The sequence below is a fragment of the Streptomyces sp. NPDC001157 genome, from assembly GCF_053598255.1.
This window is the reverse complement of the sequence record NZ_JBSFJW010000005.1, coordinates 219,956-243,305: the sequence shown is the minus strand read 5'-3', so window position 1 is coordinate 243,305 and position 23,350 is coordinate 219,956. Positions and strand designations below refer to the sequence as shown.

Sequence of the window (23,350 nt, the reverse complement as noted above, 5' to 3'; positions counted from 1 at the left end):
GGGCGCGGGGAACTGCGCGACCCGCCACGACGCTGCCGCAGACGACAGACGGCAGAACGCCCCGCGGCGGTGCCGCAGATCGGTTCAGCCCGCGCAGCGCTCCGCAGCCCGGCGCACGCCGAAGGGCCCGCTCCGATGCATGGAGCGGGCCCCTTCGATGTCAGCGCCGTCGCACGGCGCCGTGCCTCAGCGCACCGGCGTCCCCTGCGGCTGCGGCGGCGCGATACCCAGGGCCGTCGTGTACTTGGCCAGCGCGAGCTTGCCGATCGCCGGGTACGGGCCGAGCGCCTCGGCGGCGGAGCAGCCCGCCTCCTTGGCCGCCTCCTCGATCAGGCCCGGGTCGATCTCCGGCCCTATCAGGTACGGCGCCAGCGCCAGCTGCTGCGAGCCCGAGCCGCGCAGCTGTTCGGCGACCGCCGCGATCGAGCCGTCCTGGTCCAGAGCCGCCGCCATCACGGGCACGGCGAGACGTGCGGCGAGCAGCATGCCGGTGATCCCAGCTGCCTGAACGGCCTCGTCACCGCCCACCGAGGCCAGGATGATGCCGTCCGCCGCGGTCGCCACGGTGAACAGACGGGCGCGGTCGGCGCGGGCCAGTCCGGCCTCCGACAGGCGCACGTGCAGCGCCTCGGCGAGCAGCGGGTGCGGACCCAGCACATCGGTCAGGTCGGCCGCGACGCGGCTGTCCATCACGGCCTGGCGGATACGGCGCAGCAGTGCGCCGTCGGGGCCGGCCAGCAGCGGCACGACGACGGCGACGGGGCCGTCCGGCTCCTTGACGTCCAGGCCGGCGGCGCGGGCGTGCTCGAAGCGAGCGGCACGCTCCTCGGCGGCGTGCGCGAGCACGGCCTGCAGTGCGGGGAACTCCGCCTCGTCCCCGTCCAGGTACCCGATGCGCGCATCGAGGCCGGGCAGCTCGGAGCGGGCGATGCTCACGACCTCCTCGGCGAGGCTGCGCGTGGGGGCGCCGGGAGTGCCCGGCACCGCGAGGACGAGCGCAGGCGCGCCCTCAGGAGCCGCCAGCGGCTCGGGTCGGCGGTGCCGCCCGGGCTGGCGAGGTCGCGGCATTCGTACTGGCAGGCCGGACGCGGGCCCAGTGGGGGAGCTCATGGCGACGCATGTTACTGGCTTCCTGGGCTCCCCTGTTCGGGGAGGGTGCAGGTGAGCGGTTTCTGTCCCATTTTGTCTGAAGAGTTACATACGGATCAGAAGCTTGCGGCGTACGGGAATCAGCCCCGGCCGCTGGTCATCACGGACAACATCGCCAGATCACTCGGGAGGGTGAGCCTCCCCGCCGCGAGATCGTCGGCGATACGCACCGAGCCCGCCAGCGGATCACCGGCGGCCGGCACCAGTGGCGCATGCGGCAGCCGCTGCGCCAGTTCTTCTCTCAGGGGGGCGAGCAGAGGGTCGCCCATCTTGAACAGGCCGCCCGTGACGGCAACTTGAGGATCTCCCGCGGGCGGACAGACAGCGGCTGCCGACTCCGCCATGTGCCGGGCCGCCGCGCGCAGGATGCCCGCGGCGACCGGGTCGCCATCGGCGCAGGCGGCCACCTGGGGCGCGAAGGAGGCGAGTACGGCGGGCCGGTCCTGGCGCGGGTAGAGCCTGCCCGGCAGTTCCGGCACCGGACCGAACATCTCCTCGGCGCGGGCCAGCAGTCCGTTCGAACCGCCGGGTCTTTTGTCGTACGCGCGCAGGGCCGCCTCCAGCCCGGCCCGACCGATCCAGGCGCCACTGCCGCAGTCGCCCAGCAGATGCCCCCAGCCGTCCGCGCGGCGCCAGCACGTCAGGTCGGTACCGATGGCGATCAGGCCCGTCCCGGCTGCGACCACGGCACCGGGGCGCGTCCCTAGGGCGCCGACATAGGCGGTGACGGCGTCGGCGGCGAGGGCGACGGAGCGAATACCGAACTCCCGCCCGAGCGCACCGGGGAGTTCGGCACGCAGGGCATCGCCCAGGGAGGCGAGCCCGGCGGCACCCACGACGGCCGTGCTCAGCGCTGAAACGTCCGTCTCCGCGGTCAACTCCCGCACCATCGGCACGAGTTGAGCCATGAGATGCCCCGGATCGATCCCCTGGGCTCCGGTGCGCACCGGCTCCCGGGACTCCCGCTGGGCCGGCGGACCGCCGTGCGTGCGCTTGACGACGACCCGCAGCCCCGAGCCTCCCGAGTCGACCGCGAGGATTCCGGTCGCGCCCGTCCGCGCCTCGTCCCCCGCACCGCTCATGGCAGGCGCCAGTCCACCGGCTGCCCGCCCTGTCTGATCAGCAGGTCGTTGGCCCGGCTGAAGGGACGGGAGCCGAAGAAGCCGCGGTCCGCCGACATCGGGGACGGGTGGGCCGACTCCACCGACGGGAGACTGCCGAGCAGCGGGCGCAGATTGCGGGCGTCCCGGCCCCAGAGGATGGACACCAGGGGCTTGCCGCGCCCGGCCAGGGCACGAATGGCCTGCTCGGTGACCTCCTCCCAGCCCTTGCCGCGGTGCGCGCCCGGTTTGCGCGGGGCGGTGGTGAGCGCCCTGTTGAGCAGCAGCACGCCCTGCTGCGTCCACGGCGTCAGATCACCGTTGGACGGCTGGGGCAGGCCCAGGTCGGTGTTCAGCTCCCGGTAGATGTTGATGAGACTCCCCGGCAGCGGACGTACCTCGGGCGCCACCGAGAACGACAGCCCCACAGCGTGTCCTGGCGTGGGATAGGGATCCTGTCCGACGATCAGGACGCGTACGTCGTCGAAGGGTTGCTGGAAGGCCCGCAGAACATTCGGTCCGGCCGGAAGATAGGTGCGCCCCGCGGTGATCTCCGCGCGGAGGAAGTCCCCCATCTCGGCGATCCGTCCGGCCACCGGTTCCAGGGCCTTCGCCCAGCCCGCTTCGACGATTTCATGCAACGGTCGTGGTGCCACGGGCGTCACCCTACTGCCGTACGGGCAGCGGAGATCAACCGGTGGCCAAGGCCGTGCGATCCCCCCGCAGCGCTCATCCGATCACCGCGGCCCGCACGCACAGCACATCCGGCAGATGCGAGGCCAACTGCCGCCAGCTGTCGCCGTCGTCGGCCGATGCGTACACCTCGCCGTTGCGGTTGCCGAAGTACACCCCCGCGGGGTCCGCGCCGTCGGTGCACAGCGCGTCGCGCAGCACCGTGCCGTAGTGGTCCTCCTGCGGCAGACCCGCCGACAGCGGCTCCCAGCTCTTGCCCGCGTCGGCCGTGCGGAAGACCCGGCAGCGGTGGCCGGCGGGCACCCGGTCCGCGTCCGCGTTGATCGGAAACACATATGCCGTGTCGCCGCGGTGCGGATGGGTGGCCGCGGCGAAGCCGAAGGTGGACGGCAGCCCTTCGCCGATGTCGCTCCAGTGCCCGCCCGCGTCGTCGCTGCGGTACACGCCCCAGTGGTTCTGCAGATACAGCCGGTCCGGGTTGGCCGCGTCCCGCGCGACCTTGTGCACGCACTGCCCGAACTCCGGGTTGGGATCCGGCAGGAACACCGCGGAGACACCGGAGTTGGACGGCGCCCAACTCGCCCCGCCGTCAGTGGTCCTGAACACCCCGGCCGTCGAGACGGCGACCGTCACCGCCTGCCGGTCGCGCTGGTCGGTGAGCACGGTGTGCAGGCCCTCACCACCGCCGCCCGGCACCCACTTCGAGCGGGTGGGATGCTCCCAGAGGGGCCGCACCAGCTCGAAGGTCTCCCCGCGGTCCTCGGAGCGGTACAGCGCGGCCGGCTCCGTGCCCGCGTACACCACGTCCTGTTCCGCGGCCGCCGGGTGCAGCTGCCACACCCGCTCCAGCGAAGCCCCCGTGTCCTTGGGGAACCTGACGGCCGGCCGGGCCGGTTCGGTCCAGGTGCGGCCCAGGTCGTCGGAGTGGAACACGGAGGGGCCCCAGTGGGCGCTGTCGCCGCCGGCCAGCAGACGCGGACGGTCGCCGCGGGTGTCGACCGCGACCGAGTACACGGCCTGCGCGTTGAAGTAAGGAGTCTCGTCGAACTCCCATGCGCCTCCGCGCCGACGCCCGATGAACAGGCCTTTGCGCGTGCCCACGGCGAGCAGTACCTCGGTCATGCCGAATCACCTCCGCAGTGTCTGTGACGGCTCTGTCCCAGACACCGGCAAGTCTGCACCCCGCCACTGACAGTCACCTCTGGAATCATCATCGCCGCAGGTCAGAGCAGTGGTGTCGGCTTGAGGGGCGATAACCGGCCCTGTTTGCGAAGACGCCTGCGCGGGCGGCGTGACGCGTGCGACCGTCGAGTCGGTGGAGTCGAGCTGAGCATCCGGCGGCCTTCGCCCGTATGGGAGGGAGGTTCCGGATGATCGTGCGCTCATGAGGAGGATGCCTTCGATGGCGTTCCGTGGTCCGAAGGTGTGGCTGTGGCGCTGGCGGCGCAATCCGCTCAGGCGTCGCGCCGACGCGGTGGAGGCGTGGGTCGTGCTCGGTGCCTGGCTGGTCACCCTCCTGGCCGGCGTGTTCGCCGGTCTGACGGCCACCAGGTCCGTCGAGGACGGTCTGGCTCGCGAGCGTGCCGAGTGGCGGCAGGTCGCGGCGCGGCTGACGGAGAAGGCGCCCGGGACGCCCTCCGACCACCCCTCCAAGTCCAGCGGCGACCAGGTGTGGGGAAACGTGCGCTGGACCGCCCCGGACGGCACCACGCACACCGGGCAGGTCCGGGTCGGCCCCGGCAGCAGCGCCGGCACGGCGGTCACCATCTGGACCGACCCGCAGGGCCATCTGGTCTCCAGGCCCGCCACCGCCGCCCAGGCCCAGTTGCGATCGTCGCTGATCGGCGCCCTGGTGGGCATGAGCGCCGCGGCGGTGCCCTTCGTCGGTGGCCGCGTGCTGTGCGGCCGCCTGGAACGGCGCCGTATGTCCCAGTGGGACACGGAGTGGGCCCGCTTCGGGCCTCTGTGGGGGCGCAAGACGAGCTGAGGATCCCCGCTTGCCACGGTGCCGCGGGAGGCCGCCGCCATGCGGGCTCACGGAGCCTGTGCCATCGTCATAAGTGACGCCCCTGCGGCGGCGCATCCAGGTGTCGGCTCAGGGCGGAAGTGGTGGCGGTTGCTCCAGTTGATGCTGGGCCCCTGGACGCCCCGCGCGGGAGAACTACCCTCGCGGACACAACCATTTCTGGCGGAAGGCGGTGCCTCATGGCGGAGCAGACTTCCAGAAGGGAACTGGTCGGCGAACTGTCGGCGGAGTTCCTGGGCACCATGATCCTGATTCTCTTCGGCTGCGGTGTGGTCGCCCAGGTCGTGGCCGCCGGGATCGGCGACCACGACAGCATCGCCTGGGCCTGGGGCCTCGGCGTGACGATGGGCGTGTACGTCGCCGCCCGGCTCAGCGGCGCCCACATCAACCCCGCGGTCACCGTGGCCCTGGCCATCTTCAAGGGCTTCGAGTGGAAGAAGGTCGGGCCGTACATCGTGGCGCAGACAGCGGGCGCTTTCGTCGCCGCGCTGCTGGTGCGTTGGAACTACACCGAGGTCCTCGCGAAGACCGACCCCGGCCACACCATCAAGACACAGGGTGTCTTCTCCACCCTGCCGGGCAACGGCGCCCTGCCGGTGAGCGAACTCGGCGCCCTGCGCGACCAGGTGATCGGTACCGCCATCCTGGTCCTGGTCATCTTCGCCATCACCGACCTGCTCAACACCCCGCCCGGCGCCAACCTGGCCCCGTTCATCATCGGTCTGCTGGTCGTGGCGATCGGCATGGCCTGGGGCACCGACGCCGGCTACGCCATCAACCCCGCCCGCGACTTCGGACCACGGCTCGCCAGCTACTTCACGGGGTACGGGACCGCCTGGCGGGACCAGTACGGCAACATCTACTTCTGGGTGCCGATCGTCGGGCCCCTGGTCGGCGGCCCGCTCGGCGCCGCAATCTACAAGCTCTTCATCTCGCCGTTCCTGACCGGTGAGGAGGAACAGGAGCCGGGCCGCATCCCGACACCGGAGGGCGAACAGACGGATTAGCGCGGACGGTCCCACCGAGCCGGGCGGGCCTGCCGCCCGCCCGGCCGCTCCCGTCCCCAGCGGCGCCGTTACCGTCGTAGGCGACGGTGTGCGCCCGTTCGCGCAGGGCGACGAAGTCCCGCACGCCGGGCGAGGAGCGCCACGGCATGGCCGGGAGGGGCAGCAGGACCACGCCGACGGCCGCGGCGGCCGGATTGGGGATGCGGCCGTGGCGGTTCGTCGTCACGTTCGGCACGGTCAGCCTGCTGGCCGACTTCGTCTACGAGGGCGCCCGCTCCGTCACCGGGCCGCTGCTCGCCTCGCTGGGTGCGTCCGCCCTGGTCGTCGGCGTGGTCACCGGTGTCGGGGAGGCCGCCGCGCTGGTGCTGCGGCTGGCCTCCGGGCCGCTGACCGACCGCACCCGCCGCTTCTGGGCGTGGACAATCGCCGGATACACGCTCACGGTGGTCTCGGTGCCGGTGCTCGGTCTGGCCGGGGTGCTGTGGGTGGCGTGCGCGCTGGTGATCGCCGAACGTGTGGGCAAGGCGGTGCGCTCACCCGCCAAGGACACGCTCCTGTCACACGCCACGGCCGCCACCGGGCGCGGCCGCGGCTTCGCCGTCCACGAGGCGATGGACCAGGTCGGAGCATTGATCGGCCCGCTGGTGGTGGCCGGGGTGCTGGCCGCGACCGGCGACGACTACGCGCCCGCGCTGGGCGTCCTGGCTGCCCCCGGAGTCGCCGTACTGGCCCTGCTGGTGTGGCTGCGCCGGAGGGTGCCGGATCCGTCCGTCTACGAGCCCGAACCGGAAACCACGACCCCCGTGGGGCGGGACGTACGGCCGCGGCTGCCGCGCACCTTCTGGGTGTACGCCGCGTTCACGGCCGCGACGCTGGCCGGGTTCGCGACCTTCGGCGTGCTCTCCTACCACCTGGTCGCGCGGCATCTGCTGCCGACCGCGGCGGTGCCGGTGCTGTACGCCGCAGCCATGGGCATCGACGCGCTCGCCGCGCTGGCCACCGGCTGGGCCTACGACCGGTACGGCGCCCGCACCCTGGCCGTGCTGCCCGTCCTCGCCGCGGGCGTGCCCCTGCTCGCCTTCACCGACACCGTCGGCCTGACCGTGGCCGGTGCGCTGTTGTGGGGCGCCGCCATGGGCGTACAGGAGTCGACCCTGCGGGCCACCGTCGCCGACCTCGTCCCGCCAGGGCGCCGGGCCACCGCGTACGGCCTGTTCGCTGCCGTGATGGGCGCGGCAACGCTGGTCGGCGGCATTCTCGCGGGAGCCCTGTACGCCCGCTCGATCCCGGCGCTGATCATCGTCACCGTGGCCATCCAGGCCCTGGCGCTCGGCCTGCTCGCCGTCACCCGCCCGGGGCGTCCGTCCTGAAAAGCGCGGACGGCCCGCGGGCAGGTGCCCAGCGGACCGTCCGGTGCAGACTCTTCTAGCGGACTGCGTGCCCGATGCGCCGCTTGCGGCGGTGCAGGGCGAACGCGGTGCCGGTGGCACCGGCGGTGAGCAGACCGGCGGCGAGGGCTATCGGCAGCGCCGGGGAGGCGGAGCCGGTGTCGGCGACGTTCTGCGCCTTGAGGTCCTGGACGTAGGGCGGGTAGGCGCCCTGGGCGGAGACGGTGGTGACCGTCCCGCTGTGGTGCGGGATGCCCTTCACGGACTTCACCGAGCCGTCCGCGTTCAGCAGCACCTGCTTGTTGTTGGGGTGCTTGAAGTCGAACAGCCCGCTCAGGGAGCCGGAGCGCCGGTCGAAGGAGGCGTCACCGATGCGGCCGGTGTGCCAGTTGTTCTCGATGAACCGGGTGATCGACGCCTGCTCGGTGGCGGTGTGGTCGACCGAATTGACCTTGCTGTAGGGGGAGATGACCAGCAGCGGCTGCCGGGTGCCGGGGCCGCAGCGGTCCGCGTAGCCGCCGGCCGGGGCCGGGCCGGACTGGCAGGCGGGGCTGTCCAGGGCCTTGCCGTTGGAGCCGGTGGTGGAGTCCTTGGAGCCGTTGAGCACCTTGGAGGCCACGTGGTCGTACCAGCCGTCGGAGTCGTCGTAGGCGAGGACGACCGCCGTGGACTTCCACTGCGGCGACTGCTGCAGCGCGTTGATCTCCTTGATCAGGAAGTGCTGCTCGTCCGTCGGGTCCGAGTAGCCGGCGTGACCGTCCTGGTACTCGGCCGCCTTCAGGAAGCTGACCGCGGGCAGGCGACCGGCCTTGAGGGCCGCGTCGAAGTCCGTCAGGTCGTAGTTGTGGTTGGCCCGGCCGGCGTGTCCGATCTCGGCGACGCTCTTGGGGGCCAGGTGGTGCGGGTTGGACGTCGACTTGTAGTACTCGAACGGCGAGTGGTGCGGGCTGTAGTCCTCCGAGGCCGCGCCGCCGATGTTGGCGTGGGTGGTGCCTCCGCACTTGGCGTAGTCGCCCTGCTTGCCGTCCCAGGCGGTGCTGGGCCGGAAGCCGCCCTGGAACCAACCCCAGCTCACACCCTTGGAGTTGAGCAGGTCACCGATGTTCTTGCCCTGCATCACCGCCAGGGCGTTGGTCGAGGTGTGGTCCTTGTCCGAGCAGTCGTCGAAGGCGGGGTCCGGGTCGTTGACCAGCGTGCCGACACCCTTGGCGTCGGGGGAGAGGACCGTGTACGGGTCCGGCTTCGAGGTCTGCTTCGGGTTCTCGGTGCCGGAGGCAGGGTCGACGGAGATCACGCCGTGCGTCTGGCCGGAGATCAGGTTGAGTGCGCCGGGGGTGGAGGGCCCGTAGACCGAGCTGAACGACTTGTCGTTCAGGGCGTAGTGCTGGGCGTAGTTCCACAGCGCCGTGACGGTGTTGCCGTCGTAGTAGTCCATCACCAGGCCGGGCTCGCCGAAGAGCCCGCTGCACTTGTTGACCTCGGTGTTCTCGACGTACTTGTCGGCCTTGCCGCCGTCGGCCGCGTACTGCTCGGGGCCGTAGGAGTGGTTCTGGTCGCAGGTCATGGCCTGCGAACTGGCCAGCCGCTTGGGCTTGTACAGGTTCGGGTTGTTCTTCAGCAGCCCGGCGTTGAGAAGGTTGTCGACCTTCGGGGTGTGTGCCGCCGCCTTGAACTTGGTGCCGTCGGTGTTGGCGGCCTTCGGATAGGTGGCGAAGTAGTGGTCGAACGAGATGTTCTCGTCGTAGATCACCACCACATGCTTGATCGGCGTCGCGGTCCGTCCGCCGGAGAGGGCCTGAGCGCCGGAGGCCGCCGAGGCGGACATCGCACCGCTCGCGCTCGCCAGGGCGGCCACACCGAGCAGGGCGCCTACGCGCGTCAACCGGCGCCGCGCTCCTGGGGTTCTACCTGTGCCGATCATGCTGTCTCGCCTTCCGGGAGCACTGATTTCCACTGCATTTCACATTCCACCGAATCCACTGCCACGGAATCCGTGGCCGTGACATCTACGGCTGGATCCTGCGCAATGCTCGCGGCGGGGCGGGGGAGTGGCAATGACACGACAGCGAATCTTCGGTCAGGAGTTCCTCATTGTCTCTTGGCATGCCCTTGACCGGAATCGGCAGGGTGGGATCAGGCCAGCAGTGCGCGCCCCAGCCAGTCGGAGCCGTCCCGGACGCCGGGCAGGGCGAAGAAGTAGCCGCCGCCGAACGGGGTGATGTAGTCGACCAGCGGTTCACCGGCCAGCCGCTTCTGCACCGTCTCGAACTGGCGGGCAAGGTCCTGCTGGTAGCAGCAGAACAGCAGGCCCATGTCGAGGTTGCCGTTGCTGTCCGTACCGCGGTCGTAGTTGTAGCCGCGGCGCAGGATGCGCTGGTCGTCGGTGGCGGCGGTACGCGGGTTGGCCTTCCGTATATGGCTGTCCAGCGGGATCACATCGCCCTGGGGGTCCTGCGGGTAGTTGGGGGTGTCGGTCTCGTGGCGTCCGTCCAGGGGCGCGCCGGTGTCCCGGGCGCGGCCGAACATCCGCTCCTGCTCTGTGATCGAGACCCGGTCCCAGAACTCCACCAGCATGCGGATCAGCCGTACGACCTGATAGCTCCCGCCCACGGCCCAGTCGGGCTCGCCCGAGCCGCTGCCCACCCACACCAGGCGGTCCATCGCCCGGGCGTCGCGCCGGTCGGGGTTGGCGATGCCGTCCTTGAACCCCATGTGGTTGCGGGGCGTGCCCGAAGGGCGGGGCGGACTGATGAAACCGTCCATGCGCCAGCGCACCTGCATGCCACCGCGGGTGTGCCGGGCGATGTCCCGCAGGGCGTGCAGCACCGTGTCCTGGTTGGCCGCACACAACTGCACGCTGAGATCGCCGTGGCACCAGGCGGCATCCAGGTCGTCGTCGGGGAACGACGGCATCGTGGTGAGCCGGTGCGGCCTGCGGGAGCCCAGGCCGTAACGGTCGTCGAAGAGCGAGGCGCCGACACCCACGGTGACGGTCAGGGCGTCGGTGGCGACGTCCGGGCCGAGGGTGCCGGAGTCGGCGGGCGGCCCGGTGATGCCCAGCTCCTCCGGACTGCCACCGGATGTGAGGAACCGCGCCCGGCCCGTCAACGTGCGCAGTAGATCCACCAGTTCGCCCCGGTTCTCCGCGGTCGCATCGAAGGCCACGAACGCTGTGGCCCGCTGCGCCGGAGTGACGATGCCCGCCTGGTGCCGACCGTGAAAGGCCACCCGCGCACCCTCGCGGGCCGGCGCGGACGCGGAGGCGACCTGGTCGGCGGTCACGAGCCCGGTTCCGGCCGCGGCGGCTGCGGTGGCCAGGAGGGCGCGGCGTGGGAGGTCGGGTGGCGGGGTCACGCGGTTCTCCGTGTGTCGGTGGGGGTGGCCGTGGTGGAGGGGTGCTCGACTGACGTGCCCAGGTTGGTGCCGGTGGTCTTGCTGCGCCGGGTGCGGGGCTGGGCGGCCTGGTGGCCGGTGGCCGGGAGGGCGCGGCGTGGGTTGGCGGGTGACGGGGTCACGCCGTCCTCCGGACGTCGGTGAGGGCGGCCACGTGGGCGAGTCGCTCGACCAGTTCGCCCAGGTCCGCGTCGATCTTCTCCCGCTGGGAGCGGGGGAGTCGGTCCAGGGGTGTCCAGTGGCCGTCGTGCTCGCCGGTGTCGAGCGTGCGCCGGGCCCGGATCATCCACGAGTCGAGGCCGGCGAGGCCCTTGTCACGGGTCCGCAGCAGCGGGCGGAGATATCCGAGCAGCACGCGGGTGCCGTCGAGGTTGGCACGGGCGGTGGCCAGACTGGTGCCGCTGCCGTAGTCGGTGCGGCCCGTCAGCTCGAACTGCACGGTGTTCTCCAGGATCTCGTGCGTCCGCAGACCGACATCGGCAGGATCCATCCGCTGATCGGGCCAGCCGTCGCGCAAGTCGTGCACGGCCTTGGCGAGCCGCCCCGCCGGTCCACGCAGACTGCTCGCCGACTCGCCGTGCCACAGCCCGTACTCGACCCGGTGGAACCCCGTGAAGCCCGGGTCGTGCACCCCGCCGGACAGTCCTGCCGTGGTCCCGTTGATCGCCGAGTCCGCGTCACCGAAGGTGCCGTAGGCCGCGCCCATCCGCTCGTACACGAGGTGCGCGGGAAGCCAGGCGGCGCGGGCCGCGGAGAGGTCCCCGCGGTCGATCGCCGCGCGCAGCACATCCGTCTTGGCCGCCAGCTCGACCGTGCGGGCCCCGATCCACTTCTGGTAGGCGAGCGTGGGCGGGATGAGCTGCTGCTGGGTCACCGGGACGGCGGCAGGGCCGCTCCGTACGGTCCCGCCGGTTATCTGCACGGTGGGGCCGGTGACGGCGTCGGCGTCGTCGGGCAGGCACTTGAAGGCGTACGAGCCCTTGCCTAGCGTCACCCGGATCGGGCGCTCGGTGCCCGGGGCCAGCCCTTCCACCTCGCCGTAGACCGCGCCTGTCCTCGCGTCGGTCAGATAGACCTCGGCCGCTGTGCCGGAGGTGTTGCGCAGATCGAAGACCTGACGGCCGGGTTCGGGTCGGGTCCAGCCGCGGCCACAGGCGGCGGACGTGACCTCGACGGTGGTGTGCCGCAGCCCGTCGGCCGGCCTCGTCTGCTGCCGTCCCCCGCCGGAACCACCGGCAGCCAGTACCCCGGCCGTCACCGCAGCCGCTGCCGCCAGGGCACCCCCTGCGAGCAGCGCGGTGCGCCGCCGGGCCCGGGGAGCGGGTGGACCGGACGCGGTCTCGGGCATGCCGGCCCTCCTGGAAGTCGTACGAACGAGTCGGCGCCGAATGATCCTAAGCAGGCCGGAGGACCGCGACAGCGTTCCTGACCGGCTCCTGACCGGAGCAAGAGCCAGAATTCGGCCGGGGTTCACCTGCCCGTTCGGCAGCGTCGCGTGGTCTCACCTGCGAAGAACCCCACCCCGCGGCCCCTCCGTCGTGGCATCGCGTCCCGCGTCGGCTCAACTCCCGGGCAGCGCCCGGTCCAGCACGGCATCCAGATCGGCGGCGTCCGGCAGTGTGCCGAAGGCATGTCCCCAGTCGCCGCCCAGCCGGGTCGCGCAGAACGCGTCGGCGACCGCGGGCGGGGCATGCCGGACCAGGAGGGAGGCCTGCAGAGCCAGGGCCATCAGCTCCACCAGGCGCCGGGCTCCGGACTCTGACCCGGTGACCAGCATGCCCTCGAGCCGGGTCACGGCGGCATCCAGGCGGGCGTCCGCCCCGTGCGCCAGGGCGAGCTCGTCGAAGAGGGCCTGCGCGGTGCCGGGCTCACGCCGCAGCGCCCGCAGCACGTCAAGGGCGTTGACGTTCCCGGAGCCCTCCCAGATCGACAGCAGCGGAGCCTCGCGGTAGTGGCGGGGCATGCCCGACTCCTCCACATAACCGTTGCCGCCGAGGCACTCCAGGGCCTCCGCGGTGAAGGCCGGGCCCCGCTTGGTGACCCAGTACTTGCCGACGGCGGTCGCGATCCGTCGGAACGCCGCCTCGCTCGCGTCTCCGCGCACCGCACGGTCCGCGGCGCCCGCCAGCCGCAGGGTGAGCGTCGTGGCGGCCTCCGACTCGAGCGCGAGGTCCGCCAGCACGTTGCGCATCAGCGGCTGGTCGACCAGCCGCGCCCCGAACGCGCTGCGGTGGCGCACATGGTGCCCCGCCTCGGCGAGCGTCCTGCGCATCAGGGTGGCCGACATCATCACGCAGTCGAGCCGGGTGCAGTTGACCATCTCGATGATCGTCTTGATGCCACGGCCCTCCGGCCCGACCAGCCAGCCCACCGTCCCGTCGAACTCCGGTTCACAGGAGGCGTTGGACCGGTTGCCCAGCTTGTCCTTGAGCCGCTGGATGCGGAAGGTGTTCCGGCTCCCGTCGGGCAGGATCCGCGGCACCAGGAAGCACGACAGCCCCTCCGGAGCCTGCGCCAGTACCAGGAAGACGTCGCACATCGGCGCCGACGTGAACCACTTGTGCCCGCGCATCTGGTACACGCCGGGCTCGGCGGTCGGCCACGCCGTGGTCGTGTTCGTACGGACGTCTGAGCCGCCCTGCTTCTCGGTCATCCCCATGCCGGCGAGCAGACCGCGCTTCTCGGTCGGCACGTGCAGCCGCGGCTCGTACTCCCGGCTGGTCAGCAGGGGTTCGTAGATCTTCGCGAGCTCGGGCTGGGCACGCAGGGCGGGTACGGCCGCGTACGTCATCGAGGTGGGGCAGCCGTGCCCCGCGTCGGTGTGCCCCCACACCAGCCCGCCCGCAGTACGGGCGACATGGGCGCCGGGCCGGTCCTCCGCCCACGGTGCGGCGGCCAGCCCCTCGGCGACCGCGGTCCGCATCAGACGGTGCCAGCTGGGATGGAAGTCGACCTCGTCGATGCGGTTGCCGTAGCGGTCGTGGGTGCGCAGCACCGGCTCGTGGACGTTGGCCTGCTCGGCCCACTCCTGCGCCTCGGCACTGCCCGCCCGCAGTCCGAGCTGCCGGACGCCGTCCTCGGCCCATCCGGCACCCTCCCGACGCAGCCCCTCGATCAGGGCCGTGTCCTCGGAGGCGTCGTACGGCGTCAGCGCGGGCGGCTGGTTGGTGACGTCGTGCGTGGCGTACTGCCGGTGGTGCTGCGTGGGGGAGGGTATCGAGACCATGCCGCCATGTTGCATGTTTCCTGCGGCCGTAGCAATGATGCAACAAGAAGCGTGCACGTAAAGTACCTGGCCATGCGGATGAACATGTCAGTGCAGCCCGGCGAGGTCGACCTGCCGCCGCTGTCCGCGCGGTCGGTCGTGCTGAGCCTGCTGCTGGGCACGCATCCGCCGGAGCTTGCGGTGAAGGAGCTCGTCCGTGCGGTGGAGGCCTTCGGTGTGGGCGGCTCCACGCTGCGTGCCGCGCTCAGCCGGATGGTGGCCGCCGGTGACCTGCGGCGCACCGACGCCGTGTACCGGCTCAGCGACCGCCTGCTGGCCCGCCAGCGCCGCCAGGACGAGGCGGTGGAAGCCCGCACGCGCGCGTGGGACGGCGACTGGGAGATGGTGGTGATCACCGCAACGGGCCGCGGCGCCGCCGAACGCGCCGAGCTGCGCAACCGGTTGACCGCCCTGCGCCTGGCCGAACTGCGCGAGGGCGTCTGGCTGCGCCCCGCCAATCTCAGCCGCCCTTTGCCGGGCGACCTGGAACAGGTGGCCCAGTCCTACACCGCCCGCCCCGACCGGCCCCCGCGCGAACTGGCCGTGCAGCTGTGGCCGTTGGATGCCTGGGCCGCCACCGCCCGGTCCCTGCTCGCCCATGTGGCCGGGGTGCACCGCCCGGCAGACCGCTTCACCGCCTTCGCCGCCGTCGTCCGCCATCTGCTCGCCGACCCCGTGCTGCCGCCCGAACTCCTTCCCGCCGACTGGCCGGGCGCGACGCTGCGTGCCGCGTACGCGGCGTACCAGGGGGAAATCACCCGGTCGATCGGGCACTGAATCGATCGGAACCCGACGCGACGGCGGCCGTACGACGCGCCGCGCGGGTGCGCTTCGTGCGGCCGGGTCACCGTGGGCTGCTTACTTGTCGGTGATCTCGGACGATGCGTACTTGCAGTACGTGCCCGTCGGGGCTCGAGCCGTTCTTCGGCGGCTCGGCGCCGGTGTTGTTCCCGATGTACTTCTGGCAGGGCGCGATCTTCTTGCTGCTGTCCCCGACAACGGAACGTATGGGGCAAGCGCTTTCTGATCAACGCTTGGCGCAGAGGCATCAGGCAAGGCCTGGTGGGCGGCAAGGCCCGTCTCGAACTGTGTGGGCAGACGGCGGCACCCTTACTCGCTGCGGTGCCCCTCACCGCGCCCGCGGCCGCCGCACGCACCGCCGCCGTCCCCAGCGTCCCCCTCACCGAGGTCACCGACTTCGGCAGCAACACGCTCAACCGGACGTCCTGCACGAGCAGTTGACGTCCGGAACCGACGGCGGCCGTGGCGCCCGGCCCCGGCCGCCGTGATCTTCGGGTTCGCAGTGGATCCGAAATGATCAGCCTGCCCTCTCGCGGCCGACAGGAATGTCATGTCGGCACGCCCGGGGCGGGTGACGTCGTCTTTCGCGGGAACCCGGTGCGCACGCGAACGGCGACGTCATGCGAGGTGAAGAGAGCTATGGACACGCAGCAAGCGTCGACGACTTTGCTCGAGCCGCTGCGGACCGCGGCCTCGGCGCTGCGCAGGGTGCCCGGTGCGGGGGCCGTGAGCAGGGCCACCGAAGGAGCGTTGGACAAGATCGGAGCCGTCTCACCGCAAGGACGCCGGACAGCCGTGTACACCGGAGCCGGAGTGCTCGGTGTCGCCGGTGTCGTCGAGTGGCCGGTCGCCCTCACCGGAGCCGCCGTGGCCTGGCTGACCCAGCCGAAGCCGGAGGGGCAGCCGAGCACGTCCGCCGGGAGCGGGCGCCCCACGTCCGGCACGCGCGGCAGCACGGCCGCGACACAGACCAAGAAGGCCACGGCATCGGCCAAGAGGTCCACGGGCCGGAGCGCGAAATCCACCGGTCCGGCCGGAAAGTCCACCAGTCAGAAGAAGACGGCCTCCGGTCGCGGCAAGTCCACCGCGTCGACGGCCCGCCGCAGCAGCGCAACCGGCTGAGGGCGAGCGATGGTTCCGGAACTGCTCATGCGCCCGGCGAGTGCCGCCGTCGGGATCGCGTCGGCCGGCCCCCGGCTGCTCGCCAGAGGCGCCGCTCCCGCCGTGGGTGTCGCCGCCGGAGCGGTGGCCGGCACGGCACGGGCCGGGGTACGGAGCGCGGACGCCGCCGTGCGTGTCGCACGGGTCTCCCGCAACGCGCTGCCGCTCACCCCGCATCCCTGGCGGGCCGGATCCCGGGCGCACCTCGCGCTGCGGCCCGCCGCGCCGGACCGGGTGCGGCGGGCGGGCGGCACGGAGCGTGCGGCGCGCCGGGTCGCCAAGGCCCTGGCCGAGCGGCCGGACGTGGCCCTCGCGTACTGGGACGGCGGACTGCGACGGCTCGTGGTGACCGCGAGCGAGGAGGCCTTCACCGACCGGGTCGTGGAGAAGGCGGCCGAACTCGCGGCCCGGCACGGTCTCGCGCAGACCGACGACGTGGTCGACGACGTCCCGCACCCGGCCGATCCCGCCGGCGTGCGGGCCGCGGCGACGGCGCTCGCGGTCGACGGTGCGGGCATCGCGGCCGCACTGATCGGCTACGGTCTGCGGCTGCCGGTTTCGCCACGGGCAGTGACCGCGCTGGTCACCATGGTGCGGGAGAACCCCCGCTTCCGCGGCTGGCTGCGGGCTCGAATCGGCCGGTCCCGCATGGACCTGGCGCTGGCTGTCGCGAACGCGGCGGCCCACGGCGCGGGCCGGACACCGACGCCCCTGGTCCTCGACGGCGCCTTGCGCGCCCTGCAGCTCGCCGAGACCGTGGCCCGCACCGCCGCCTTCGACGCGGTCCACGACCAGGTCTGCGTACCGGAGCGGGACAGCGTTCCCATGGACCACCGCCCGCGCCCGCCGCTGCGCACCTCCCCGGCCCAGGAGTACGCCGAGAAGGCGGAGACCGGCAGTGTGCTCGGTGCCGCTGCCGTGCTGCTGGTCAAACACGACAGCCGGGAGGCGGCGGAGGCGGTCCTCGCGGGCTCTCCCAAGGCCGCGCGCTACGGGCCCGCCGCCTTCCACGCCGTCCTGAGCGGCACGCTGTCCCGCGCGGGCGTGCTGGTGCGGGACACGGAACGGCTGCGACAGCTGGAGATGGCCGACACGGTCGTCCTGCATCCGAGCGCGCTGCGGGCCCCGGGCGCGGGCGCGGGCGCGGACCCAAGGGCCGAGGCCGTACTGGACGCGGCACGACGCGCCCGGCTGCGGGTGGTGATGGTGGACGACCCCGCCCTGGCCGACTTCACGAGCCTCGTCGACCAGGTGGTGAGCGCCGAGCGGCCGCTCGCCGAGGTGGTGAACGCACTGCACGACGAGGGCGCCGTCGTCGTCTCGGTCGCCCGGCCGACGGCGTCCGACGACGACGTCCTGACCGGGCTGCTCGCCGGAGACGTGGCGCTGGCCGTCAGCGACGGCGACAGTGCCGTCCTGTGGGGCGCGGACGTGCTGGCCCTGCACGGCCTCGTCGACGTGTGGCGGCTGCTGACCGCGGTCCCGGCCGCACGCGCGGTGGGCCGCAGGTCGCAGACCCTCGCACGCTCCGGTGCCACGCTGTCCGGGCTCCTCGTGGCCATCGGCGAATCCCGGCGCGGCCGCCCCACACCGTGGCCGGGCCTGCGGCACACACCCGTCGACGCGAGCGCGGCCTGGGCCCTGCTGAGCGGAGCACGAGCGGCCCTCGCTGTGGCGGCGGCCCGCCCCCCGCGCCCCCGCCCGCGCGTGGCCTGGCACGAACTCCCGTCGGCCGAGGTGCGCGACCGGCTGGAGCACGAGACGGAACCGGAGCCGACCTTCGGCGAGCAGCTCACGGACCGGGCACGCACGGCGATCCGCACGATGGGCCGGCAGCCCGTGCTGGCGCCGGTCCGCGGGCCCCTGCAGCTCGCCCGGGCCGTGCGCCGCGAACTCGACGATCCGCTCACTCCGGTGCTGGCCGTCGGCTCGGCCGCCGAGGCGATCCTCGGCTCCGTCGTGGACGCCCTGCTGGTGGTCGGCGCACTCGATCTGAACGCCCTCGTCGGCGGCATACAGCGGCTGCGGGCCGAGCGGGCCCTGTCCAAGCTGCTGGCCGAACAGAAACCGAAGGCACGTGTCACGGAGGAGGAGACGTCCGCCGAACCGCACCTCGTGGACGCCGCCAAGCTCACCCCCGGTGATGTGATCGAGCTCCGGGCCGACGACGTCGTACCCGCCGACGCCCGCCTCCTGTGGGCGGACGGCCTGGAGGTGGACGAGTCCGCGCTCACGGGAGAGTCACTGCCGACCGACAAGGGCACCGATCCGACACCGGACGCCGCCGTGCCGGACCGGCACTGCATGGTGTTCGAGGGCACCACGCTGGTGGCCGGACAGGCCCGGGCCGTCGTGGTGGACACCGGCGACCGCACCGAGGCCGCCCGGGCCGTCCACCTCGCCGCCCGCACGCCACCGGCCGCCGGAATGCAGGCCAGGCTGCGGGAACTCACCGGCAAGGAACTGCCGTTGACGCTGGCGGGCGGGGCCGCGGTGACCGGACTCTCGCTGCTGCGCGGCACGCCCGTCCGGCGCGCGGTGAGCGGCGGCGTGGCGGTGGCCGTGGCCGCCGTCCCCGAAGGACTGCCGCTGGTCGCGACCGTGGCGCAGATGGCGGCCGCCCGCCGGCTGAGCAGCCGCGGCGTCCTCGTCCGCACCCCGCGCACCCTGGAGGCGCTGGGCCGGATGGACACCATCTGCTTCGACAAGACGGGCACTCTCACCGAGAACCGACTGCGCCTGGTGCGGGTGAGCGACGCGGGCGGCACGGTCCATGCGCCGGACGACGAGGCGGCCGACACCACGCTGCGGACCGCGGCCCGCGCGTGCCCGCGGCTGAACGGCGGCACGGATAGGCCCGTGCACGCCACCGACGAGGCCGTCCTGGACGCGGCACCCCCGGACGCGCAGTGGACCCAGACCGCGGCGCTGCCCTTCGAGGCCGGCCGCGGATATGCCGCCGCCGTCGGCCAGGCGGAGGACGGCGCCCCCCAGTTCGTCGTCAAGGGCGCCCCGGAGACCGTGCTCCCTGCCTGCCCCGGCCTGTCCCCGGAAGCATCGGACGCGGCGCAGGCCCTGGCCCGCGACGGACTGCGCGTGCTGGCGGTGGCGCGGCGCCCCCTGGACAGCGCGGACGAGGCGTCGGAGATCCTCGAACAGCCCCTGGAAGACCTGGAGTTCACGGGGCTGCTCGCGCTCGCCGACGTACCCCGCGACACCTCCACCGCCCTGGTCCAGGGCTTGCGGGCAGCAGGCGTACGGCCCATCGTGCTGACCGGAGACCATCCGCAGACCGCCCGGGCCATCGCGGCCGACCTGGGCTGGCCGGACGACACCGGCGTGGTCACGGGCGACGAACTGGCGTCCGCGGACCGTGAGGCGCGCGCCCGGATGCTGCGTGACATGGGCGTCGTGGCCCGGGTGGCGCCCGAACAGAAGCTCCAGGTCGTCGAGGCGCTGCGGGACGCGGGCCGGGTCGTCGGGATGGTCGGCGACGGCGCCAACGACGCCGCGGCCATCCGCGCCGCGGACATCGGCGTGGGCATCAGCGCCCGCGGCTCGGCGGCCGCCCGCAATGCGGCCGACCTCGTCCTCACCGTCGACGACCTCACGGTCCTGATCGAGGCGGTCGCCGAGGGACGGGCCCTGTGGCACAGCGTCGCCGATGCCACCACCATCCTGATCGGCGGCAACGCGGGCGAGGTGGGCTTCGGCATCCTGGGCACGCTCCTGTCGGGCGCGGCCCCTCTGTCCACCCGTCAGATGCTGCTGGTGAACCTGCTCACGGACCTGTTCCCGGCGATGGCGGTGTCGGTGACGCCGGAGCCGGAGGGGGAGCAGCACCCCGACTCGCCGGGAAGCGGAAACGGCGCCGAAGGGACCGAGCCGCTGGGTACCTCGCTCCTCGGCGCCCCCCTGATGCGCAAGATCCGCCACCGCGCCCTCACCACCACCCTGGGTGCGACCACGGCCTGGCTGTTCGGCCGCTTCACACCGGGCACGGCCCGCCGCTCCGCCACCATGGCGCTGTGCGCCCTCGTCGGCACCCAGCTCGCCCAGACACTCGCCGACCGCCGAGGCAGTCCGCTGGTGGCGGCCACCGCCCTCGGCTCGGCGGCCGCCCTGTTCGTCGTGGTGGAGACCCCGGGCCTCAGTCGGCTCTTCGGCTGCACCCCGCTCGGTCCGCTCGCCTGGACCGGCGTCGCCGCGGCGATCGCGCTCGCGCTGGCCGGCCAGCGAGCGGTACCGCACGTGGAGCGGGCGGTCCTGAGAGTTCTACCGACCGGATGATCTAGACCGAGGGGGCGTGCCACCCCCTGAAGGGGCGCGGGGCTGTATCGATTTGCGGCTCCGCCGCGTGGGCGCGACCAGCCACAACGATCCCGCAGTCGCAAGACGAGACAAGTCACCCCCCGAGTAGGCGTTCAAACAGGCCGAGTAGGCGTTCAAACAGACCGGTGGTACTGGTCGGGCACGTGCACATCCCCGCCCAGCTCTCGCGCAGCGCGTCGTGCCCACGACGGATCCCGCAGCAGTTCCCGCCCGAGCAGCACCGCGTCCGCCTCCCCGTTGGCGAGGATCTTCTCGGCCTGCTCGGCATCGGTGATGAGTCCCACCGCGGCGACCGGCAGCGTCGTCTCGGCCTTCACCCGGGCGGCGAAGGGAACCTGGTAGCCGGGGCCGACGGGAATGCGGACGCCCGAGGCGTTGCCGCCGGTGGACACGTCGACGAGGTCGATGCCGTGCGCCTGGAGGTCGGCGGCGAAGCGGACGGTGTCGTCGGCCGTCCAGCCCCCCTCCTCCAGCCACTCGGTGGCCGAGATGCGGAAGAACAGCGGCTTGTCGTCCGGCCACACCTCCCGTACGGCGTCCACGACTTCGAGGGCGAAGCGGGTGCGGTTCTCGTACGAACCGCCGTAGGCATCGGTGCGGTGGTTGGAGTGCGGGGAGAGGAACTGGTTGATCAGGTAGCCGTGGGCGCCGTGGATCTCGGCGACCTCGAAACCGGCGGCCAGGGCCCGACGGGCGGCGTCCGTGAACTGGCCCACGATCTCGCCGATCTGATCAGTGGTCAGCTCGGTCGGCACCGGGTGCTTGTCGTCGAAGGCGACCGCGCTCGGCGCGAGCGCCTGCCACCCGTGTGCGTCCGGGCCGACCGGCGCGCCGCCCTTCCATGGCCGGTCGGTCGATGCCTTGCGGCCGGCGTGTGCGAGCTGGATTCCCGGCACCGTGCCCTGCGAGACGAGGAAGCGCGTGATGCGGCGGAAGGCCTCGACCTGGGTGTCGTTCCAGATGCCGAGGTCGTAGGGCGAGATGCGGCCCTCGGGTGAGACGCCGGTGGCCTCGACGATGATCAGCCCGGTGCCGCCGGCCGCGCGCGCCGCGTAGTGCGCGAAGTGCCAGTCGTTCGGTGCGCCGGTCTCCGGGCCCTCGGGTGCGGCCGAGTACTGGCACATCGGGGGCATCCAGACCCGGTTCGGGATGGTCACATCTCGCAGGGTGAAGGGCTGGAAGAGGGCGCTCATGGGGGAGATGCTCCGTTCTCGCGGGACCGAAGGACGGCTCGTACGATAGGCATCGTAGTACGGGAGATGTCAAACTACGATGCCTCTCGTACAATGGGTGGCGTGAGTACCCCTGCCCCTGCAGCCGCCGGCCGCGATCTGCCGCACCCCGCGCGTGCCGATATCCGGCTGGAGGCCGTGCTGCACGCGCTCTCCGACCCGATGCGGCTCCAGATCGTGCGAGAGCTCGCCGCCGATGGCAACGAGCTCTCGTGTTCGCAGTTCGAGCTGCCGGTCACCAAGTCCACGACCACGCACCACTTCCGGGTGCTCCGCGAGGCGGGGGTGGTCCGGCAGTGCTACCGGGGCACGGCCAAGATGAACGGCCTGCGCCGGGAGGATCTAGACGATCTCTTCCCGGGGCTGCTCGACAGCCTGCTCGCCGCCGCCGCTCGGCAGGCCCTCCGGCTCGGTGGCTGAAGTCGCCTTCGAGGGAAGGTGGTTGAAGAGCAGGTTCAGCAGGATCGCCGTCAGGCAGCCCGCGCTGATGCCGCTGTTCATCACTGTCTGGAACCAGTCGGGGAACTTCGCGTAGACCGTCGGCACGCCGACCGGCAGCATGCCCACGGCCACCGACACCGCCACGACCGTGAGGTTGTGGTTATCCTTGAAGTCCACCTGGGCCAGGGTCCGCAGGCCGCTCGCGGCCACCGTCCCGAACATCACCAGACCGGCCCCGCCCAGCACCGGCGCGGGTATCGCCGCGACCACCGCGCCCAGCTTGGGCAGCAGGCCGAGCAGGACCAGGATGCCGCCCGCGGTGGCCACCACCCAGCGGCTGCGCACCCGCGTCATGCCGACGAGGCCCACGTTCTGCGCGTACGCCGTGTACGGGAAGGTGTTGAAGACGCCGCCGAGGACGGTCGACAGGCCGTCGGCGCGCAGACCGTCCGCCAGCGAGCGCGCCTCCACCTTCCGCCCGGTCATCTCCCCGACCGCGATCAGGTCACCGGTCGTCTCGGTCATCGTCACCAGCGCCACCACCAGCATCGAGACGATCGCCGAGGCGTGGAAACTGGGCGCCCCGAAGTGGAACGGCGTGCTGATGCCCAGCCAGTGGGCGTCACCGACGCCGCTGAAGTCCGTGAACCCGAAGGGGACCGCCACCGCCAGGCCCACCGCGATGCCGATCAGCACCGCGACCCGGCTCAGGAACGCCGGCGCGAACCGCTGCACACCCAGCACCACCGCCAGCACGAACCCGGCCAGCGCCAGGTTCTTCGGCTCCCCGAAGTCCTTCGCGCCGACCCCGCCCGCGGCCCAGTTGCCCGCGACCGGCAGCAGCGACACCCCGATGATCAGGATGACGGTGCCGGTGACCAGCGGCGGGAAGAAGCGCAGCAGCCTGCCGAAGACCGGAGCGAGCAGCACGATCGCAAGCCCCGCGACGATCACCGACCCGTAGATCGCGGGCAGCCCGCCGCCCGTCGTCCCGATGAGCACCATCGGCGACACAGCGGCGAACGTACAGCCCTGCATGATCGGCAGCCGCACCCCGAAGCGCCAGAACCCCACGCACTGGATGAGCGTCGCGATGCCGCACACCAGCAGATCGGCGGTGATCAGATACGCCAGGTCCGCGGGCGACAGCTTCATCGCCCCGCCCACGATCAGCGGCACCGCCACCGCGCCCGCATACATCGCGAGCACGTGCTGCAGACCGAAAGCGGCCAACTGCCGTAGGGGCGGGACCTCGTCGACGGGATGGACGGGGGTGGTCGTGGCCATGGGCACTCCAGAGCGGCGGCAGGGGAGGGGACATCCGAACAGCACGAGACCGTAAGGGGCTTGAACAGTTTGTTG

The 23,350-nt window shown here is 72.3% G+C and carries 18 protein-coding genes and 1 pseudogene; 7 read left to right on the top strand and 12 right to left on the bottom strand.

Features of this window, described 5'->3' with window-relative positions; translation table 11 throughout:
• Positions 1-186: 186 nt before the first annotated feature.
• From ACWDAG_RS11635 to ACWDAG_RS11620, 4 genes are all read right to left on the bottom strand, one after another.
• A complete protein-coding gene (locus ACWDAG_RS11635; RefSeq protein WP_450695400.1) occupies positions 187-1,110 on the bottom strand; it encodes a sirohydrochlorin chelatase in 924 nt (307 codons plus the stop codon).
• A 119-nt stretch (positions 1,111-1,229) separates the two neighbouring features.
• Complete coding sequence (locus ACWDAG_RS11630; RefSeq protein WP_450695399.1) at positions 1,230-2,231, bottom strand: N-acetylglucosamine kinase; 1,002 nt, start codon at positions 2,229-2,231, stop codon at positions 1,230-1,232.
• On the bottom strand, positions 2,228-2,905 hold the full coding sequence (locus ACWDAG_RS11625) for a uracil-DNA glycosylase (protein WP_450695398.1): 678 nt from the start codon (positions 2,903-2,905) through the stop codon (positions 2,228-2,230). Before ACWDAG_RS11625 ends, ACWDAG_RS11630 begins: the two co-directional genes overlap by 4 nt.
• Before the next feature lie 73 nt (positions 2,906-2,978).
• Complete coding sequence (locus ACWDAG_RS11620; protein ID WP_450695397.1) at positions 2,979-4,064, bottom strand: WD40/YVTN/BNR-like repeat-containing protein; 1,086 nt, start codon at positions 4,062-4,064, stop codon at positions 2,979-2,981.
• A 280-nt stretch (positions 4,065-4,344) separates the two neighbouring features.
• Here ACWDAG_RS11620 and ACWDAG_RS11615 point away from each other — a divergent pair, with 280 nt between their 5' ends.
• The 3 genes from ACWDAG_RS11615 to ACWDAG_RS11605 all read left to right on the top strand — a co-directional run bounded on the left by ACWDAG_RS11615 (position 4,345) and on the right by ACWDAG_RS11605 (position 7,345).
• Positions 4,345-4,929 carry an Rv1733c family protein gene (locus ACWDAG_RS11615; RefSeq protein WP_450695396.1) on the top strand — a complete coding sequence of 195 codons (585 nt, stop codon included), beginning with the start codon at positions 4,345-4,347 and terminating at the stop codon, positions 4,927-4,929.
• 218 nt (positions 4,930-5,147) lie between these two features.
• Positions 5,148-5,975, top strand: coding sequence for an MIP/aquaporin family protein (locus ACWDAG_RS11610; protein WP_450695395.1), 828 nt, complete (start codon positions 5,148-5,150; stop codon positions 5,973-5,975).
• Positions 5,976-6,121: 146 nt separating this feature from the next.
• Positions 6,122-7,345 carry an MFS transporter gene (locus ACWDAG_RS11605; protein ID WP_450695394.1) on the top strand — a complete coding sequence of 408 codons (1,224 nt, stop codon included), beginning with the start codon at positions 6,122-6,124 and terminating at the stop codon, positions 7,343-7,345.
• Positions 7,346-7,400: 55 nt separating this feature from the next.
• Here ACWDAG_RS11605 and ACWDAG_RS11600 read toward each other — a convergent pair whose 3' ends face one another.
• The 5 genes from ACWDAG_RS11600 to ACWDAG_RS11580 form a co-directional block, all read right to left on the bottom strand.
• Positions 7,401-9,284, bottom strand: coding sequence for a phospholipase C (locus ACWDAG_RS11600; RefSeq protein WP_450695393.1), 1,884 nt, complete (start codon positions 9,282-9,284; stop codon positions 7,401-7,403).
• Positions 9,285-9,496: 212 nt separating this feature from the next.
• On the bottom strand, positions 9,497-10,717 hold the full coding sequence (gene efeB, locus ACWDAG_RS11595; protein ID WP_450695392.1) for an iron uptake transporter deferrochelatase/peroxidase subunit: 1,221 nt from the start codon (positions 10,715-10,717) through the stop codon (positions 9,497-9,499).
• Positions 10,714-10,878, bottom strand: coding sequence for a hypothetical protein (locus tag ACWDAG_RS11590; RefSeq protein WP_450695391.1), 165 nt, complete (start codon positions 10,876-10,878; stop codon positions 10,714-10,716). Before ACWDAG_RS11590 ends, efeB begins: the two co-directional genes overlap by 4 nt.
• Positions 10,875-12,104, bottom strand: coding sequence for an EfeM/EfeO family lipoprotein (locus tag ACWDAG_RS11585; RefSeq protein WP_450695390.1), 1,230 nt, complete (start codon positions 12,102-12,104; stop codon positions 10,875-10,877). The genes ACWDAG_RS11590 and ACWDAG_RS11585 overlap by 4 nt, the downstream gene beginning before the upstream one ends.
• A 213-nt stretch (positions 12,105-12,317) precedes the next feature.
• A complete protein-coding gene (locus ACWDAG_RS11580; RefSeq protein ID WP_450695389.1) occupies positions 12,318-13,982 on the bottom strand; it encodes a DNA alkylation response protein in 1,665 nt (554 codons plus the stop codon).
• A 72-nt stretch (positions 13,983-14,054) separates the two neighbouring features.
• Between ACWDAG_RS11580 and ACWDAG_RS11575 the strand changes: the two genes are divergently transcribed.
• On the top strand, positions 14,055-14,798 hold the full coding sequence (locus tag ACWDAG_RS11575) for a PaaX family transcriptional regulator C-terminal domain-containing protein (RefSeq protein WP_450695388.1): 744 nt from the start codon (positions 14,055-14,057) through the stop codon (positions 14,796-14,798).
• 81 nt (positions 14,799-14,879) lie between these two features.
• Here ACWDAG_RS11575 and ACWDAG_RS11570 read toward each other — a convergent pair.
• Positions 14,880-15,024, bottom strand: a pseudogene (locus ACWDAG_RS11570) (pectate lyase); the annotation flags it as partial.
• Positions 15,025-15,461: 437 nt separating this feature from the next.
• Between ACWDAG_RS11570 and ACWDAG_RS11565 the strand changes: the two are divergent.
• Together ACWDAG_RS11565 and ACWDAG_RS11560 are read left to right on the top strand one after the other, a co-directional pair.
• Positions 15,462-15,944 carry a hypothetical protein gene (locus ACWDAG_RS11565; protein ID WP_450695387.1) on the top strand — a complete coding sequence of 161 codons (483 nt, stop codon included), beginning with the start codon at positions 15,462-15,464 and terminating at the stop codon, positions 15,942-15,944.
• 9 nt (positions 15,945-15,953) lie between these two features.
• Positions 15,954-20,273 (top strand): HAD-IC family P-type ATPase, encoded by a 4,320-nt coding sequence (locus tag ACWDAG_RS11560; RefSeq protein WP_450695386.1) that lies wholly within the window; start codon positions 15,954-15,956, stop codon positions 20,271-20,273.
• 155 nt (positions 20,274-20,428) lie between these two features.
• Here ACWDAG_RS11560 and ACWDAG_RS11555 read toward each other — a convergent pair whose 3' ends face one another.
• Positions 20,429-21,508: an NADH:flavin oxidoreductase/NADH oxidase gene (locus ACWDAG_RS11555; protein ID WP_450695385.1), complete on the bottom strand. Its 1,080-nt coding sequence runs from the start codon at positions 21,506-21,508 to the stop codon at positions 20,429-20,431.
• Between the two features lie 93 nt (positions 21,509-21,601).
• Here ACWDAG_RS11555 and ACWDAG_RS11550 point away from each other — a divergent pair, with 93 nt between their 5' ends.
• A complete protein-coding gene (locus tag ACWDAG_RS11550; RefSeq protein ID WP_450695384.1) occupies positions 21,602-21,967 on the top strand; it encodes an ArsR/SmtB family transcription factor in 366 nt (121 codons plus the stop codon).
• Here ACWDAG_RS11550 and ACWDAG_RS11545 read toward each other — a convergent pair.
• The gene (locus ACWDAG_RS11545) at positions 21,890-23,275 is read right to left on the bottom strand and encodes a nucleobase:cation symporter-2 family protein (RefSeq protein WP_450695383.1); all 1,386 of its coding nucleotides are present in this window, start codon (positions 23,273-23,275) and stop codon (positions 21,890-21,892) included. The genes ACWDAG_RS11550 and ACWDAG_RS11545 overlap by 78 nt on opposite strands.
• Positions 23,276-23,350: the final 75 nt, after the last annotated feature.

Bases quoted from the DNA above. Each gene is read 5' to 3' on its own strand.
- ACWDAG_RS11635 (WP_450695400.1), bottom strand. From the start codon at position 1,110: ATGAGCTCCCCCACTGGGCCCGCGTCCGGCCTGCCAGTACGAATGCCG.
- ACWDAG_RS11630 (WP_450695399.1), bottom strand. From the start codon at position 2,231: ATGAGCGGTGCGGGGGACGAGGCGCGGACGGGCGCGACCGGAATCCTC.
- ACWDAG_RS11620 (WP_450695397.1), bottom strand. From the start codon at position 4,064: ATGACCGAGGTACTGCTCGCCGTGGGCACGCGCAAAGGCCTGTTCATC.
- ACWDAG_RS11615 (WP_450695396.1), top strand. From the start codon at position 4,345: ATGGCGTTCCGTGGTCCGAAGGTGTGGCTGTGGCGCTGGCGGCGCAAT.
- ACWDAG_RS11610 (WP_450695395.1), top strand. From the start codon at position 5,148: ATGGCGGAGCAGACTTCCAGAAGGGAACTGGTCGGCGAACTGTCGGCG.
- ACWDAG_RS11605 (WP_450695394.1), top strand. From the start codon at position 6,122: ATGGCCGGGAGGGGCAGCAGGACCACGCCGACGGCCGCGGCGGCCGGA.
- ACWDAG_RS11600 (WP_450695393.1), bottom strand. From the start codon at position 9,284: ATGATCGGCACAGGTAGAACCCCAGGAGCGCGGCGCCGGTTGACGCGC.
- ACWDAG_RS11585 (WP_450695390.1), bottom strand. From the start codon at position 12,104: ATGCCCGAGACCGCGTCCGGTCCACCCGCTCCCCGGGCCCGGCGGCGC.
- ACWDAG_RS11580 (WP_450695389.1), bottom strand. From the start codon at position 13,982: ATGGTCTCGATACCCTCCCCCACGCAGCACCACCGGCAGTACGCCACG.
- ACWDAG_RS11575 (WP_450695388.1), top strand. From the start codon at position 14,055: ATGCGGATGAACATGTCAGTGCAGCCCGGCGAGGTCGACCTGCCGCCG.
- ACWDAG_RS11565 (WP_450695387.1), top strand. From the start codon at position 15,462: ATGGACACGCAGCAAGCGTCGACGACTTTGCTCGAGCCGCTGCGGACC.
- ACWDAG_RS11560 (WP_450695386.1), top strand. From the start codon at position 15,954: ATGGTTCCGGAACTGCTCATGCGCCCGGCGAGTGCCGCCGTCGGGATC.
- ACWDAG_RS11555 (WP_450695385.1), bottom strand. From the start codon at position 21,508: ATGAGCGCCCTCTTCCAGCCCTTCACCCTGCGAGATGTGACCATCCCG.
- ACWDAG_RS11550 (WP_450695384.1), top strand. From the start codon at position 21,602: ATGGGTGGCGTGAGTACCCCTGCCCCTGCAGCCGCCGGCCGCGATCTG.
- ACWDAG_RS11545 (WP_450695383.1), bottom strand. From the start codon at position 23,275: ATGGCCACGACCACCCCCGTCCATCCCGTCGACGAGGTCCCGCCCCTA.